This is a genomic window from Streptomyces sp. NRRL S-455 (genome assembly GCF_000717875.1).
In the GTDB taxonomy this organism is placed as follows: domain Bacteria; phylum Actinomycetota; class Actinomycetes; order Streptomycetales; family Streptomycetaceae; genus Streptomyces.
In genome coordinates this window covers 103,320-118,332 of the sequence record NZ_JOCT01000017.1, presented here as the reverse complement: position 1 = coordinate 118,332, position 15,013 = coordinate 103,320, and the positions used below count along the sequence as shown (strand labels likewise).

Sequence of the window (15,013 nt, the reverse complement as noted above, 5' to 3'; positions counted from 1 at the left end):
CGCCGGTGGCTCCCGGGCGGCATTGTCGGCAGAGGCTATCGGATGCCGGGAAGGCCGCGTTCACCACCCGTTCGGCAGATCGATCGACGTGGTTCGCACCAGCCGCCGCCGCGATCATCATCGTGGATCCGGGGCCGGGCCCACAAACCGCGCTCCTCAGACCGGACATCGGGGACATTGCGGCGGGCCTGGTCGTGGCGCCCCTTAGGGTGGGCGACCATGACTTGGCTGATCACCGGCGGGGCCGGCTACATCGGGGCCCATGTGGCCAGGGCCATGACCGATGCCGGGGAGCGCGTCGTCGCACTCGACGATCTCTCGGCCGGGGTGCCCGCGCGGCTGCCGTCCGGCGTCCCCCTCGTGACGGGCTCGTCACTCGACGGGGGCCTGCTGAAGCGGGTGTTCGCCGAGCACGGCGTGACGGGTGTGGTGCATCTCGCGGCGCGCAAGCAGGTCGCGGAGTCCGTGGCGCAGCCGACGCGGTACTACCGGGAGAACGTCGGCGGTCTGGCGACCCTGCTGGACGCGGTCGCCGGGGCGGGCGTCGAGCGCTTCGTGTTCTCCTCGTCGGCGGCGGTGTACGGGGATCCGGGTGTGGATCTCATCACGGAGGACACGCCCTGCGCCCCGGTGAACCCGTACGGCGAGACGAAACTCGCCGGGGAGTGGCTGGTGCGGGCGGCGGGCCGGGCACACGGGATCTCCACCGTATGTCTGCGCTATTTCAACGTGGCGGGCGCCGCGGCGCCGGAGCTGGCCGACACGGGCGTCTTCAACATCGTCCCGATGGTCTTCGACCGGCTCACCCGCGACGAGGCACCGAGGATCTTCGGCGACGACTACCCGACCCCGGACGGCACCTGCGTCCGTGACTACATTCACGTCGCCGACCTGGCCGAGGCGCATCTCGCGGCGGCCCGGCGGCTCGCCGCGGGAAACGCCGCGGGCGATCTGACGGTCAACATCGGCCGCGGCGAGGGCGTCTCGGTCCGCGAGCTCATCTCGGTCATCGGCGAGGTCACCGGCGACCGCCGGCCACCGCTCGTCGAGGAGCGCCGCCCCGGGGACGCGCCGCGAGCGGTGGCCGCTGCGGACCGGGCGGCCGCGGAGCTCGGCTGGACCGCACGGCGCGGGGTGCGCGAGATGGCTGAGTCGGCCTGGCGGGGCTGGCTGCTGCACCACGGCTCCTGACGGGTGGCGCCGGTCCGTCCCGCGGCGTGACGAGTGCTCCATCCGAGTTCCCCAGCCGCTGCCCGACACTCTGACCTGCGCATCGTTTGCCCAGGTCAGGGCACATGACAACGGTGTTCAGTGCCGCGTTGCACATACCCCCTCCCCGTAGTTCACTGGGGGCCGGACACCGACCAGGGCGGACACAGGAGGGCTGTTTCCATGGGGGCTGGGCACGATCACGGGCACGCGCACGGCGCTGCGGCCGGCGGTACGGCGACCTCGGCGTACCGGGGCAGGCTGCGGATCGCGCTGGCGATCACGCTCGGCATCGTCGTCGTCCAGATCGTCGGTGGCCTCCTCGCCGACTCGCTCGCCCTCGTCGCGGACTCCGCGCACATGGCGACGGACGCCCTGGGCCTGGGCATGGCGCTGCTCGCGATCCACTTCGCCGGCCGCCCGCCCAGCGACCAGGCCACGTTCGGCTACGCCCGGGCCGAGATCCTCGCCGCCCTGGCCAACTGCCTGCTGCTGCTCGGGGTCGGCGGTTACGTCGTGTACGAGTCGGTTCAGCGCTTCATCACGCCGGCGGACACGGAGGGCCGGCTCGCCATCGTGTTCGGTGTGATCGGACTCGTCGCGAACATGGTGTCGCTGGCGCTGCTGATGCGCGGCCAGAAGGAGAGCCTGAACGTGCGGGGCGCCTTCCTGGAGGTCGCGGCGGACGCCCTGGGTTCGGTCACCGTGATCGTCTCGGCCGGTGTGATCATGCTCACCGGCTGGCAGGCCGCCGACCCCATCGCCTCGCTCGTCATCGCGCTGATGATCGTGCCGCGCACCGTGAAGCTGCTGCGCGAGACGTTGAACGTGCTGTTGGAGGCGGCGCCCAAGGGTGTCGACATGGCGGAGGTACGGGCCCACATCCTGGCGACCGACGGGGTGGAGGACGTCCATGACCTGCACGCGTGGACGATCACGTCCGGCATGCCGGTGCTGTCGGCGCACGTGGTCGTCAGCTCGGACGTGCTGAGCGCGATCGGGCACGAGAAGATGCTCCACGAGCTCCAGGACTGCCTCGGCGGCCACTTCGACGTCGAGCACTGCACTTTCCAGCTGGAGCCGAGCGGGCACGCGGAGCACGAGGCGCACCTCTGTCACTGACGGGACTTGTGAGGTGCCCGGGACTGGTGGGGCGCATGGAGATGCGAGTGCGCCGGGGGACGCAGCGCTACGGCGCACGTCCGTCACCCTGCCCCTCCCCGCACCGGCAGGGACGATTTCCTGTCCACCCGGCCGGGCACGATCAGCTCCTGGGTGCCTCTTCCGATGTCCGAGCGGCGCCGTCCGCCCTCCGCGCCGTCGCGTGGGACATGCGGACGCGCCGCGAAGTGCCGGGAGTGCCGGATTCGTACGGCAGACTTGGGGCGCGAAGACCGATGTGAAGGATGGGTATGCCGATCACACCTGCCACCGCGACGCACAACCCGTCGAACGGCACCGCAGACGCGATTTTGCTGGAACTGGTCGACGAGGACGGCGTGACGATCGGCACCGCGGAGAAGCTCGCCGCCCACCAGCCGCCCGGAAAGCTGCACCGCGCGTTCTCCGTGTTCCTCTTCGACGAGTACGGCCGGCTGCTGCTCCAGCAGCGGGCGCTGGGCAAGTACCACTCCCCCGGTGTGTGGTCGAACAGCTGCTGCGGCCACCCCTACCCGGGCGAGGCGCCCTTCGCGGCCGCGGCGCGGCGGACCTTCGAGGAGCTCGGCGCGTCGCCGTCCCTGCTGGCGGAGGCGGGCACGGTCCGCTACAACCACCCGGACCCGGAGTCCGGGCTGGTGGAGCAGGAGTACAACCATCTCTTCGTCGGCATGGTGCAGGCGGTGCTGCGGCCGGATACGGAGGAGGTGGCGTCGACGGCCTTCGTGACCCCGCCCGAGCTGGCGGAGCGGCACGCCAAGGAGACCTTCTCGTCCTGGTTCATGACCGTCCTGGACGCGGCCCGACCGGCGATCAGGGAACTGACGGGTTCGTCAGCCGGCTGGTGACGACGCCTCGACGGGGTCGCCTCAGGGGTAGCGCACGGGTTTGAGCGGCAGGGCGGCCCAGATCACCTTGCCGCCGCTCGCGGTGTGCTCGACCTCGCACATGCCGCCCGCTTCCCGGGTGACCTCGCGCACCAGCAGCAGTCCGCGGCCGCCCGTACGGCCGTGGTCGGTCTCCAGCGCGGTGGGCCGGTAGGGGTGGTTGTCCTCCACGGACACGCGCAGCCACTCGGCCCCGACGGCCACCTCGACGGCGATCGTCGGCGACAGCACGGCCGCGTGCTTCACGGCGTTCGTCACCAGCTCAGAGACGATCAGCAGCAGTCCCTGGGCGAGGTCGTCCGAGACCGGCACACCCTGACGCAGCAGCAGGTCCCGTACGGCGTGACGCGCCTGTGGGACCGAGGCGTCGACCGCCGGAGCGGTGAAGCGCCAGACCCCCTCGTACGGCAGCGGATGCGCGGGCCCGGGGCCGAGGGGCGCCGCGCCGCCCTCTGGGCGTGGGCCGGACCCGCGCCCCTCATCGTCCATCGTCCGGTCGCCACCCTCGCGCTCGATAGTCGCCACCTCTCGAGTGTTGGTAACGATGCGCTCCGAACCCCCGGACTGAACAGAAGTCAGCAACTATCGAGCACTTCTGACCGTTGGCGTATGACACGGTCAGTTGTGGGACTGGTCCTGCCCCTGTTGTGCCGTCTCGGCGAACTATTCGGGTTGTACGGGTTTGACCGCGGGATAGCATCCGGCGCATGGAGCCGCAACTGCTGTACCGCGTGACCGACTCGGTCGCGACCGTCGTCATACGCCATCCGGAGAAGCGCAACGCCATGACGGCGGCGATGTGGCGTTCCCTGCCGCCGATGCTTCAGACCCTGGCGGCCGATCCGGCCGTGCGGGCGCTGGTGCTCACCGGGGAGGGCGGGACGTTCTGCGCAGGGGCCGACATCTCGACGCTGCGGGGCTCGCCGGAGGAGGCGCAGCGACTGGCCGTGGCGGCCGAGGAAGCGCTCGCCGCGTTTCCGAAGCCGACACTGGCGGCGGTGCGCGGGCACTGTGTGGGCGGCGGGGCACAGCTGGCGGCGGCCTGCGATCTGCGGTTCGCCGAGGAGGGGGCGCTGTTCGGCGTCACGCCCGCGAAGCTCGGCATCGTGTACCCGGCGTCCTCGACCAGGCGGCTGGTGTCCCTGGTGGGACCGGCCACCGCCAAGTACCTTCTGTTCTCAGGCGAGTTGATCGACGCGGGGCGGGCGCTGCGCAGCGGCCTGGCCGACGAGGTGCTGCCCCGGGGCGAACTCGGAAAGCGCGTCACCGAGTTCACGCGGATCCTGGTGTCCCGCTCGCAGCTGACGCAGGCGGCGGCGAAGGAGTTCGCGGACGGGCGTACGGACCGGGACGCGCACTGGGCCGGGCAGGCGCGCGCGAGCGGCGACACCGCGGAGGGGGTCGCCGCGTTCCTGGAGCGCAGGCAGCCGCGGTTCGGCTGGAGTGTGCCTACGTCAGCATGACGTCGGCGTGCGAGCGGAGCAGTTCGACGAGGTGCGCGGGCGCCTTCTCGGGTGATCCGGCGTCGTAGGGCGGCTGCGGGTCGTACTCGGTGGCCAACTGGACCATCTGTGCGTGGTCGTCGCCGGCGATCCGGCCGAGCAGGGTCAGTCCCATGTCGATGCCGGAGGAGACGCCGGCCGCGGTGACGTACTTGCCGTCGGTGACGACCCGCTCCCCCGTGGGCTCGGCGCCGAAGCGCCTCAATTGCTCCAGTGTCAGCCAGTGCGAGGTGGCGCGGCGGCCCCGGAGCAGTCCGGCGGCGGCGAGCAGCAGGGATCCGGTGCACACGGACGTCGTCCAGGTGCTGGCGGCGTCGGCGGTGCGCAGCCAGTCCAGCAGGGGTGCGTGTTCCATCAGCGACTCCTGGCCGGGGCCGCCGGGGACCACGACGATGTCGGGGTTCGGTACGTCGGTCAGGGTCCGGTCGGCGGTGAGCGCGAGGTTCCCGGTCTCGTTCCGTACGGGTCCGGCCTTCTCGGCGACGAAGACGGTCTCCGCGTCCGGGATACGGCCGAGGGTCTCGTACGGTCCCACGGCGTCGAGGGCGGTGAAACGGTCGAAGAGGACGATGGCGATCTGCATGAGGTCCTTCCGTCTGATCGGCGGGGTTCAGGGCGTGGTCGCCGGGCGGAAGCGGCGGCGGTACTCGGCCGGGGGCGTACCCAGGGCCTTGACGAAGGCACGGCGCATGGCTTCGGGGGTGCCGTAGCCGCTGGTGCGGGAGATCTCCTCGATGCCGTCGGCGGTGTCCTCCAGGAGGCGGCGGGCGTGTTCGAGGCGCACCCGGTCCACGTACCGGCCGGGCGTCATGCCGGTCTCGGACCGGAAGGCGCGGGTGAAGTGGCGGGGCGACAGGCGGGCGCGGGCGGCCAGCGACTCGACGGAGAGGTCGGCGTCGGGGCGGTCGGTGATGAACCGCTGGATCTCCCTCAGGGGTTCACGGTGTGCGGTCTGGGCGGCGAGCTGGACGCTGAACTGCGCCTGGTTCCCGGGCCGGCGCAGGAACACCACCAGGTGGCGGGCGATGGTGAGGGCGGCCTCCCGGCCCAGGTCCTCCTCGACGAGAGCGAGGGCGAGGTCGATGCCGGCGGTGACACCGGCCGAGGTGGCGATGGGGCCGTCGCGTACGTACACGGGGTCGGGGTCGATCTCGGCGGCCGGGTGGTCACGGGCGAGCTGGTCGCAGTACGCCCAGTGGGTCGTGGCCCGACGGCCGTCCAGCAGGCCGGCCTCGGCGAGCACGGCCGCCCCGGTGCACACGGAGACCAGCCGGCCGGCCCCCGGCCCGTGCTCGCGCACCCAGTCGACCAGGCGCGGGTCGGGCGCCAGGGAGCCGGTGCCGCCGGGCACGAGAAGGACGTCCGGGGCGGGCGCGGTGGCCAGGGACGTGTCGGGGACCAGGGTCAGGCCGCTGGTCGTCCGCACCGGAGCACCGTCGAGGGAGGCCGTGCGGATCCGGTACGCCCCCGGGGAGAGCAGCTCCGCGCCGGCGAAGACCTCCACGGGTCCGGTGACGTCGAGACTCTGCACGCCGTCGAAGAGGACGGCGAGTACGGTGCGCTGGGCCATGCCGTCGATTCTTCGCGGGCGCGGAGTGTGGCCGCAATGACGACTTCCCCACCTTTCCTGCCATGGGATGTGCGGGTGGGGGAGCATCCGGGGCCGGGGAGTCGTGTCCGGCCGTGACGCATGGTGAGGCGTTGGTGAGGTACCCGGTCTCTCCCGGCCGGTGCGGTCGGGGAGGAGAAAGGGGAGTTACGTGTTCCGTGCTATCGCAGATGTGCTGCGTCAGATCGGCGGCGCCATCGCCACCGTCGTGACACTGCCTTTCCGGGCCCTGGCCCGGCTCTTCGGCGGGGCTTCGTCCACCACCCGCAGCCGCAGGGTCTGATCGGGGTCACTTCCGACGTGCCGGGTGCCGCCCTGGCCCCCGGGTGTCGGTGTCACCTGCCACAATTGCCGCGCAACCTCAGTGGAGAAGGCGGTACGGGACGTGACGACACCCGGGTCCCTCGAAGTAGGGTCCATCGAAGGCAGGATCGCCGGGGAACTCGGCGTACGGGAGCGGCAGGTCAGGGCCGCCGTGGAACTGCTCGACGGCGGTTCTACGGTGCCCTTCATCGCCCGCTACCGCAAGGAAGCGACCGAGATGCTCGACGATGCGCAGCTGCGCACGATCGAGGAGCGGCTGCGCTATCTGCGGGAGCTGGAGGAGCGCCGGACCGCGATCCTGGAGTCGGTGCGCGAACAGGGCAAGCTCACCGAGGAGCTGGAGGCACGTATCCGGGGCGCCGAGACCAAGGCGCGTCTGGAGGACATCTACCTCCCGTACAAGCCCAAGCGGCGCACCAAGGCGCAGATCGCCCGCGAGGCCGGTCTCGAGCCGCTGGCGGAGGGGCTGCTCGGCGATCCGTCGGTGGATCCCCTCGCCGCGGCCGCCGCGTTCGTCGACGCCGACAAGGGCGTGGCCGATCCGCAGGCCGCCCTCGACGGTGCCCGGGCGATCCTCACCGAGCGGTTCTCGGAGGACGCCGACCTGATCGGCGAGCTGCGCGAGCGCATGTGGGTGCGTGGGCGGCTGGCCGCCAAGGTGCGGGACGGCAAGGAGGAGGCGGGGGCGAAGTTCGCCGACTACTTCGACTTCGCCGAGCCGTTCACCGAGCTGCCCTCGCACCGCGTCCTCGCCATGCTGCGCGGCGAGAAGGAAGAGGTCCTCGACCTCGTTCTGGAGCCCGAGGAGCCGACCGACGGCCCGTCGTCGTACGAGGGGATCGTGGCCAACCGGTTCGGGATCGCCGACCGGGGCCGCCCCGCCGACAAGTGGCTGACGGACACGGTCCGCTGGGCGTGGCGCACCCGCATCCTCGTCCACCTCGGCATCGATCTGAGGCTGCGGCTGCGCACGGCCGCCGAGGACGAAGCGGTGCGGGTGTTCGCGGCGAACCTGCGCGACCTGCTGCTCGCGGCTCCCGCGGGCACGCGCGCCACGCTCGGTCTGGACCCCGGCTTCCGTACGGGTGTGAAGGTCGCCGTGGTCGACGCGACCGGCAAGGTCGTCGCCACGGATGTCATCCATCCGCACGTCCCCGCCAACCGGTGGGACGAGGCGATCGCCAAGCTGGCCCGGCTCGCGAAGGAGCACGCGGTCGAACTGATCGCGATCGGCAACGGCACGGCGTCGCGCGAGACCGACAAGCTCGCCGGGGAACTGATCACCAAGCACCCGGAGCTGAAGCTCACGAAGGTGATGGTGTCGGAGGCCGGCGCGTCCGTGTACTCGGCGTCGGCCTTCGCCTCGCAGGAACTGCCCGACATGGACGTCTCGCTGCGCGGCGCCGTGTCGATCGCCCGGCGTCTGCAGGACCCGCTGGCCGAGCTGGTGAAGATCGACCCGAAGTCGATCGGTGTCGGCCAGTACCAGCACGACCTGTCCGAGGTGAAGCTGTCGCGTTCGCTGGACGCGGTGGTGGAGGACTGTGTGAACGGCGTGGGCGTGGACGTCAACACGGCGTCGGCCCCGCTGCTCTCCCGCGTCTCCGGCATCACCTCGGGGCTCGCCGAGAACATCGTGGCGCACCGGGACGCGAACGGCCCGTTCACGTCCCGGGGTGAGCTGAAGAAGGTGACACGGCTGGGCCCGAAGGCGTACGAGCAGTCCGCGGGCTTCCTGCGGATCCGCGGCGGTGACGACCCGCTGGACGCGTCCAGTGTGCACCCGGAGGCGTACCCGGTGGTCCGGCGCATGGTGAAGACGACGGGGCAGGAGGTGGCCGGTCTCATCGGCAACACCTCTGTGCTGCGTTCGCTGAAGCCGCAGGACTTCGTGGACGAGACGTTCGGTCTGCCGACCGTCACCGACATCCTCAGGGAGCTGGAGAAGCCCGGACGCGACCCGCGCCCGGCGTTCAAGACGGCCGCCTTCAAGGAGGGCGTCGAGAAGATCTCCGACCTGTCGTCCGGGATGGTCCTGGAGGGCGTGGTGACGAACGTCGCCGCCTTCGGGGCGTTCGTCGACGTGGGTGTCCACCAGGACGGCCTGGTGCACGTCTCCGCGATGTCGAAGACCTTCGTCAAGGACCCGCGGGACGTGGTCAAGCCCGGCGACATCGTCAAGGTGAAGGTGCTCGATGTCGACATCCCGCGCAAGCGGATCTCGCTGACACTGCGACTGGACGACGAGGCGGCCCCGCAGGGACAGGGCGGCGGTTCCGGCGAGCGCCGGCAGCGCGGCGGGCGTCCGCCGCAGCAGCGGCAGGGCGGCGGGCGCGGCGGCCAGGGCGGCGGTTCGCGTCAGGCGCCGCCGCCGGCCAACAGTGCGATGGCCGATGCTCTGCGCCGGGCCGGGTTGGTGGATCCCAAGGGTGGCAAGCGCTGACGGCGTTGCCGGGGAAGGCCGTGGGGAGCTGCGGGTCCGTTGTGGCTGGTCGCGCAGTTCCCCACGCCCCTGAAAGAGGCGCTTCGCGCCCTTTCCACCATGGGCCCCGCCTGACGGCCCGTCAGCGCTCGGTGACCTTGCCGTCCGTCACCTCCAGGCGGCGGGTCACATGTACGGCGTCCAGCATGCGGCGGTCGTGGGTGACCAGCAGCAGGGTGCCTTCGTAGGAGTCGAGGGCCGACTCCAGCTGCTCGATGGCGGGCAGGTCGAGGTGGTTGGTCGGCTCGTCGAGGACGAGGAGGTTGACGCCCCGGCCCTGGAGGAGCGCCAGGGCGGCTCGGGTGCGTTCGCCCGGGGAGAGCGTGGCCGCGGGGCGCAGGACGTGGTCGGTCTTGAGGCCGAACTTGGCCAGCAGGGTGCGGATCTCGACCGGTTCGGTGTCGGGGACGGCCGCGCGGAAAGCGTCGAGCAGCGTTTCCTGACCGTAGAACAGCTTGCGGGCCTGGTCGACTTCGCCGAGCAGGACGCCCGAGCCGAGAGCGGCGTGCCCGGCGTGGAGCGGGACACGGCCGAGCAGGGCGGCGAGCAGCGTGGACTTTCCGGCGCCGTTCGCGCCTGTCACCGCGACCCGGTCCGCCCAATCGATCTGGAGGGAGACCGGGCCGAGCACGAAGTCACCGCGGCGCACCTCGGCGTCCCGCAGGGTCGCCACGACCGCGCCCGAGCGGGGCGCGGAGGCGATCTCCATGCGCAGTTCCCACTCCTTGCGGGGCTCCTCGACGACCTCCAGGCGCTCGATCATGCGCTGGGTCTGCCGGGCCTTCGCGGCCTGTTTCTCGCTGGCCTCGCTGCGGAACTTGCGGCCGATCTTGTCGTTGTCGTTGCCCGCCTTGCGGCGCGCGTTCCTCACGCCCTTGTCCATCCAGGCGCGCTGCGTCTGGGCCCGGTCCTGGAGGGCGGCCTTCTTGTCGGCGTACTCCTCGAACTCGTCGCGGGCGTGCCGGCGGGCGACCTCCCGCTCCTCCAGGTACGCCTCGTAGCCACCCCCGTAGAGGTTGATCTGCCGTTGCGCGAGGTCGAGTTCGAGGACCTTGGTGACGGTGCGGGTGAGGAACTCGCGGTCGTGGCTGACGACCACGGTCCCGGCGCGCAGGCCGCTCACGAAGCGTTCGAGGCGCTCCAGGCCGTCCAGGTCGAGGTCGTTGGTCGGCTCGTCGAGGAGGAAGACGTCGTAGCGGGACAGGAGCAGGGAGGCGAGTCCGGCCCTGGCCGCCTGGCCGCCGGACAGGGACGTCATCGGCTGGTCCAGGTCGACCGCGAGGCCGAGGGAGTCCGCGACCTCCTCTGCGCGTTCGTCGAGGTCGGCGCCGCCGAGGCCGAGCCAGCGCTCCAGGCTCGTGGCGTAGGCGTCGTCGGCTCCGGGCGCCTGGTCGACCAGCGCCTGGGTCGCCTCGTCCATCATCCCCTGGGCCTCCGCGACGCCGGTACGACGGGCCAGGAACGCGCGGACGGTCTCGCCGGGCCGGCGCTCCGGCTCCTGCGGCAGGTGGCCGACGGTGGCGGTCGGCGGGGACAGGCGCAGCTCTCCCTGTTCGGGCGCGGTGAGTCCGGCGAGCATCCTGAGCAGGGTGGACTTGCCCGCACCGTTGGCTCCGACCAGACCGATCACGTCGCCGGGCGCGACGACGAGGTCGAGGCCGGTGAACAGGGAACGGTCGCCGTGGCCGGCGGCGAGGTTCTTGGCGACGAGGGTGGCAGTCATCAGGTCGCTGATCCTAATGGCCGCAGCGAGCGGTTCGCGTACCGGCTTTCCGTACCCGTTCTCACCGGCGTACGGCCGTCACCAGCACGCTCGTGGAGCTGCGTGCCACCAGGTACGACCGTCCTTTCACCGCCCTGGCGTCGAGGACGATGCGGTGGCGGCCCGGTTCGAGGACGCCGTCGAAGATCTCGTGGGTGTGGGGGCGGGCGAGCCGGTCGAGGCGGTACGCGGTGAGCGTGACCCGGCAGGCGGAGGTGACGTCGACGTCCGCCGTCCCGCCGTCCGCGGTCAGGCCGGTGAGACGGCGCCGCTCGACCGGGCCGCGGTCCAGGGCCTGTTCGATCTGGGCGACGAGGAGGGGGACGATCGGGGCGAGTCCGTCGACGTGGGCGACCGGGACGCGGGCGTTTGCGAAGGCGCGGCGGACGGCGGCACGTTCCCGCTCGCCGATGCCGGGGCCGAAGGCGACGGCGTCGTAGCCGCGCAGTTCGTCGGCGGGCACCGCGTCGGCGTCATGGGCGATGTCGGCGCCGACGCCGATGCCGCGCAACGCCGCGGCGAGCCTGGCCAGGACGGCGACGCGGGCGCCGATCAGCAGGACTCTGCGCCGGGTGTCCGGGGCGGAGCCGTCGAGCAGGGCGCTCAGTGCCGCGCGGTACTCGGCACCGCGGAAGCGGAAGGGACCGATGCCGTGGTAGCCGTTGAGGTCCAGGTCGGCGTGTTCACCGGTCTGCCAGGCGAAGTCGCGCCAGAGGAAGTCCTCGCCGTCCCGGAGGATGACCGCGGTGACGGCACCGCAGGCCAGGTCCTCGCACTCGGGACAGCCGTAGACGACGTACCGGCCGCCCGGCAGTGGGGCCGGGCTCTCCAGGAGCAGGCTGCGGACCTGGTCGGTGAAGATCGCGGGTGGTACGTCGGAGGCGAGCGGGGAGACCGCGTCGAGGTCGGAGAGCTGGAACAGCAGCGGGCGTCCGTCGACGATGAAGTCCACGAAGTCCCGGTGGACCTGGAAACCGCCGTCGGTGAGGACGCCGCCGGCCCGCGTGGCGGGAGCCAGGCCGAAGGTCGCGTACTCGGCACACATACGGTGAGTATTCCCACACCGCGCGTGATGTGAGCACGGCATGACACATTCCGCTACGGTCCGGGCATGGCGGGTGAGCGCGGTGACGAGATCGTGGTGGTCGGTGGCGGGGTCGTGGGGCTGACGACCGCGGTGGTTCTCGCCGAGCGCGGGCGGCGGGTGCGGGTGTGGACGCGGGATTCCGTCGAGGCGACCACCTCGGCGGTCGCGGGCGCGCTGTGGTGGCCGTACCGGATCGAGCCGGTCGCGTCGGCGCGGGCGTGGGCCTTGCGGTCGCTGGAGGTGTACCGGGAGCTGGCGGCGCGGTCCGGGCGGAGCGGCGTACGCATGGTCGAAGGGGTACTCGGCGAAACGCGTCTCGACGAGGTCGACGCGTGGCTGGCGGGGCGGGTGCCGGAGCTGCGCGCCACCTCGGCCGGGGAGTACCCGGGCACCGGGGTGCGGGCGCGGCTGCCGCTCATCGACATGCCGGCGCATCTGCCGTGGCTGCGGGAGCGGTTCGTGGCGGCCGGTGGCGTGGTCGAGGAGCGTACGGTGTCCTCGTTCGCGGGGGTCGGGGCACCGGTCGTGATCAACTGCACGGGCCTGGCCGCGAGGGAGCTGGTGCCGGACGAGTCCGTGACTCCCGTACGCGGGCAACTGGTCGTCGTCGAGAACCCCGGCATCGACACCTGGCTGGTCTCCTCGGACGCGGCCGGGGAGCACGCGTACATGTTTCCGCAGCCGGGCGGACTCGTCCTCGGCGGTACGGCGGAGGAGGACGCCTGGTCGCTGGAGCCGGACCCCGCGACGGCGGAGGCGATCGTACGCCGTTGCGCCGCGCTGCGGCCGGAGATCGCGGGGGCGCGTGTGCTGGCCCACCGGGTCGGACTGCGCCCCACCCGCCCGGCGGTGCGCCTGGACCGCGAGCCACTGCCGGACGGGCGCATGCTGGTGCACAACTACGGCCATGGCGGCGCGGGTGTGACGGTGGCCTGGGGGTGCGCGGAGGAGGCGGCCGGACTGGCACTCGCCTGAGAGGTCCGGACGGCCGCCCCACGGTTGTGGGCTGGGCGGCCGGGCCGGAATCCTGGCGGCTCCGGAGGCGTCCGGGCCTACGGCCCGGGCCGGCTTCCGGCTGACCACGCACGAGCCCGGGCCCATGGCCCAGGAGGCCGGAGGGGATCGGGGCGCCGGGTCCGGTTGGCCCGGGCGTTGATGCCGCGGCCGGGAGGCTGGTGCCCGGGGTCCGGCACCGACGCGGCGGGGCCGGGCGGCCCGGCTCGGAGAGCCGGGCCGCCCGGTTGCCGCTCAGTGCTTGCCGATCGGGTCGCCCTCCACGTCCGGGCCACGGCCCGGGCCGACGCGGAACTCGAAGTCGCCGTCGTACTTCTCATGTCCGGCGATGACGGCCTGTTCGACGGCCTCGGAGCCCATCTGCTCACGGACCATGACCGGATCGCGGCGCAGGTCGCGCATGAGAGCGACGCACATCAAGGTCATGACGACGACGAACGGGGCCGCCGCGAGAATCGTGAGGTTCTGCAGGCCGGTCAGGGCGTCGCCCTGACCGCTTCCGACGAGAAGCATGATCGCGGCCACCGCACCGGTGACCACGCCCCAGAACACCACCACGAACCGGCCGGGTTCGAGCGCGCCCCGCTGCGACAGGGTGCCCATGACGATCGACGCCGCGTCCGCGCCCGACACGAAGAAGATGCCGACGAGGATCATCACGAGCAGGCTCGTGACGGTCGCGACGGGGAACTGCTGGAGCACGTCGAAGAGCTGGCCCTCGGCGGTCGCCTCCTTGCCGAGCTGTCCGTCTTCCTGCATCTTCATCGCCGAGCCGCCGAAGATCGCGAACCAGATCAGGCTGACCGTGCTGGGCACGAGGATGACCCCGCCGATGAACTGCCGGATGGTCCGGCCCCGGCTGATCCGGGCGATGAACATGCCGACGAACGGCGTCCAGGAGATCCACCAGGCCCAGTAGAAGACCGTCCAGCTGCCGAGCCAGTCCGCGACTCCCTCCCCGCCGCTGGCCTCCGTACGGCCGGCCAGCTGCGGCAGGTCGCCGAGGTAGGCGAAGACGGAGGTCGGCAGCAGGTCGAGGACGATGATGGTCGGACCCGCCACGAACACGAACAGGGCGAGGATCAGCGCCAGCACCATGTTGGTGTTGGACAGCCACTGGATGCCCTTCTCCACACCGGAGACCGCGGACGCGACGAAGGCCAGGGTCAGCACCGCGATGATCGTGACGAGCAGCCCGGTGCTCACCTTGTCCATCCAGTTCAGCTCCTGCACACCGGAGCCGATCTGCAGCGCGCCCAGCCCCAGTGAGGCGGCGGAACCGAAGACGGTCGCGACGATCGCGAGGATGTCGATGACGCGGCCGGCGGCGCCGTTCGCGTGCTTCTTGCCGATGAGCGGGGTGAAGACGGCACTGATCGTCTGGCGCCGCCGCCTGCGGAAGGTGCTGTAGGCGATGGCGAGGCCCACCACCGCGTAGATCGCCCAGGGGTGGAGCGTCCAGTGGAAGAGGGTGGTGGCCATGGCCGTCTCCATGCGGTCCCCGGAGTCGGCCGGATTCGTGCCCGGCGGGGCCGTCGAGTAGTGGGAGAGCGGCTCGCTCACACCGTAGAACATCAGCCCGATGCCCATGCCCGCGCTGAACATCATCGCGACCCAGGAAACCGTGCGGAACTCGGGCTCCTCACCCTCCGCTCCCAGGTGGATACGCCCGTAGCGGCTGGCCGCGAGCCACAGGGCGAACACGACGAATCCGGAGGCGGCGAGCATGAACGCCCAGCCGCCGTTGTGCATCAGCCCGCTGAGCATGCTGGTGGAGACGCTCTCGAGCGAGTCGGTCGCCGTGGCACCCCAGATCACGAAGGCGAGGGTGAGCGCCGCCGTGACCCCGAAGACTATCCGGTCGGTTCTGGGCCGTTCCTGGCCGGGGAGGCCCGCTTCCGAACCCGGAAGCGTGCCTCCCGCAGGGGGGCTGTGATCGCTTGGTCGGTCGTTCGTCACAGGCGGCACCTTTCATTGGG

Annotated in this window: 13 protein-coding genes; 7 read left to right on the top strand and 6 right to left on the bottom strand. The window is 71.7% G+C overall.

All coding sequences use genetic code 11. From position 1 onward, the window contains the following. Nucleotides 1-219: 219 nt before the first annotated feature. The 3 genes from galE to idi all read left to right on the top strand — a co-directional run bounded on the left by galE (nucleotide 220) and on the right by idi (nucleotide 3,215). On the top strand, nucleotides 220-1,191 hold the full coding sequence (gene galE / locus IE97_RS0122625; RefSeq protein ID WP_030243561.1) for a UDP-glucose 4-epimerase GalE: 972 nt from the start codon (nucleotides 220-222) through the stop codon (nucleotides 1,189-1,191). 201 nt (nucleotides 1,192-1,392) lie between these two features. Beyond that, nucleotides 1,393-2,331: a cation diffusion facilitator family transporter gene (locus IE97_RS0122620; protein ID WP_030243560.1), complete on the top strand. Its 939-nt coding sequence runs from the start codon at nucleotides 1,393-1,395 to the stop codon at nucleotides 2,329-2,331. Nucleotides 2,332-2,621: 290 nt separating this feature from the next. Then, nucleotides 2,622-3,215 carry an isopentenyl-diphosphate Delta-isomerase gene (gene idi / locus IE97_RS0122615; RefSeq protein ID WP_030243557.1) on the top strand — a complete coding sequence of 198 codons (594 nt, stop codon included), beginning with the start codon at nucleotides 2,622-2,624 and terminating at the stop codon, nucleotides 3,213-3,215. A 21-nt stretch (nucleotides 3,216-3,236) separates the two neighbouring features. Here the strand turns inward: idi and IE97_RS0122610 are convergent, their stop codons facing one another. After that, the gene (locus IE97_RS0122610) at nucleotides 3,237-3,743 is read right to left on the bottom strand and encodes an ATP-binding protein (RefSeq protein ID WP_037834713.1); all 507 of its coding nucleotides are present in this window, start codon (nucleotides 3,741-3,743) and stop codon (nucleotides 3,237-3,239) included. A gap of 218 nt (nucleotides 3,744-3,961) precedes the next feature. On the opposite strand from IE97_RS0122610, the gene IE97_RS0122605 reads away from it, so the two are divergent. Then, nucleotides 3,962-4,717: an enoyl-CoA hydratase/isomerase family protein gene (locus tag IE97_RS0122605; protein WP_030243552.1), complete on the top strand. Its 756-nt coding sequence runs from the start codon at nucleotides 3,962-3,964 to the stop codon at nucleotides 4,715-4,717. Here the strand turns inward: IE97_RS0122605 and IE97_RS0122600 are convergent. After that, complete coding sequence (locus IE97_RS0122600) at nucleotides 4,704-5,339, bottom strand: DJ-1/PfpI family protein (RefSeq protein WP_030243550.1); 636 nt, start codon at nucleotides 5,337-5,339, stop codon at nucleotides 4,704-4,706. The genes IE97_RS0122605 and IE97_RS0122600 overlap by 14 nt on opposite strands. A gap of 27 nt (nucleotides 5,340-5,366) precedes the next feature. After that, the gene (locus IE97_RS0122595) at nucleotides 5,367-6,326 is read right to left on the bottom strand and encodes a GlxA family transcriptional regulator (RefSeq protein ID WP_030243547.1); all 960 of its coding nucleotides are present in this window, start codon (nucleotides 6,324-6,326) and stop codon (nucleotides 5,367-5,369) included. A 190-nt stretch (nucleotides 6,327-6,516) separates the two neighbouring features. Between IE97_RS0122595 and IE97_RS43490 the strand changes: the two genes are divergently transcribed. Further along, entirely contained in the window at nucleotides 6,517-6,648 is a 132-nt protein-coding gene (locus tag IE97_RS43490) for an LPFR motif small protein (RefSeq protein WP_267881799.1), read from the top strand. Nucleotides 6,649-6,750: 102 nt separating this feature from the next. Further along, nucleotides 6,751-9,132, top strand: coding sequence for a Tex family protein (locus IE97_RS0122585; protein ID WP_030243545.1), 2,382 nt, complete (start codon nucleotides 6,751-6,753; stop codon nucleotides 9,130-9,132). Between the two features lie 121 nt (nucleotides 9,133-9,253). Here the strand turns inward: IE97_RS0122585 and IE97_RS0122580 are convergent, their stop codons facing one another. Together IE97_RS0122580 and IE97_RS0122575 are read right to left on the bottom strand one after the other, a co-directional pair. Further along, a complete protein-coding gene (locus IE97_RS0122580) occupies nucleotides 9,254-10,894 on the bottom strand; it encodes an ABC-F family ATP-binding cassette domain-containing protein (protein ID WP_030243542.1) in 1,641 nt (546 codons plus the stop codon). 61 nt (nucleotides 10,895-10,955) lie between these two features. Next, a complete protein-coding gene (locus IE97_RS0122575) occupies nucleotides 10,956-11,978 on the bottom strand; it encodes a hypothetical protein (RefSeq protein ID WP_030243539.1) in 1,023 nt (340 codons plus the stop codon). Nucleotides 11,979-12,044: 66 nt separating this feature from the next. Here IE97_RS0122575 and IE97_RS0122570 point away from each other — a divergent pair, with 66 nt between their 5' ends. After that, a complete protein-coding gene (locus IE97_RS0122570) occupies nucleotides 12,045-12,995 on the top strand; it encodes an FAD-dependent oxidoreductase (protein ID WP_030243536.1) in 951 nt (316 codons plus the stop codon). 273 nt (nucleotides 12,996-13,268) lie between these two features. On the opposite strand, the gene IE97_RS0122565 is transcribed toward IE97_RS0122570, so the two are convergent. Beyond that, complete coding sequence (locus IE97_RS0122565) at nucleotides 13,269-14,993, bottom strand: BCCT family transporter (protein ID WP_030243534.1); 1,725 nt, start codon at nucleotides 14,991-14,993, stop codon at nucleotides 13,269-13,271. Nucleotides 14,994-15,013 lie beyond the last annotated feature (20 nt).

What these genes read in the sequence shown, in the direction of transcription:
- IE97_RS0122605 (WP_030243552.1), top strand. Translation starts at nt 3,962, where the DNA reads ATGGAGCCGCAACTGCTGTACCGCGTGACCGACTCGGTCGCGACCGTC.
- IE97_RS0122580 (WP_030243542.1), bottom strand. Translation starts at nt 10,894, where the DNA reads ATGACTGCCACCCTCGTCGCCAAGAACCTCGCCGCCGGCCACGGCGAC.
- idi (WP_030243557.1), top strand. Translation starts at nt 2,622, where the DNA reads ATGCCGATCACACCTGCCACCGCGACGCACAACCCGTCGAACGGCACC.
- IE97_RS0122600 (WP_030243550.1), bottom strand. Translation starts at nt 5,339, where the DNA reads ATGCAGATCGCCATCGTCCTCTTCGACCGTTTCACCGCCCTCGACGCC.
- IE97_RS0122595 (WP_030243547.1), bottom strand. Translation starts at nt 6,326, where the DNA reads ATGGCCCAGCGCACCGTACTCGCCGTCCTCTTCGACGGCGTGCAGAGT.
- IE97_RS0122570 (WP_030243536.1), top strand. Translation starts at nt 12,045, where the DNA reads ATGGCGGGTGAGCGCGGTGACGAGATCGTGGTGGTCGGTGGCGGGGTC.
- galE (WP_030243561.1), top strand. Translation starts at nt 220, where the DNA reads ATGACTTGGCTGATCACCGGCGGGGCCGGCTACATCGGGGCCCATGTG.
- IE97_RS0122610 (WP_037834713.1), bottom strand. Translation starts at nt 3,743, where the DNA reads ATGGACGATGAGGGGCGCGGGTCCGGCCCACGCCCAGAGGGCGGCGCG.
- IE97_RS0122620 (WP_030243560.1), top strand. Translation starts at nt 1,393, where the DNA reads ATGGGGGCTGGGCACGATCACGGGCACGCGCACGGCGCTGCGGCCGGC.
- IE97_RS0122575 (WP_030243539.1), bottom strand. Translation starts at nt 11,978, where the DNA reads ATGTGTGCCGAGTACGCGACCTTCGGCCTGGCTCCCGCCACGCGGGCC.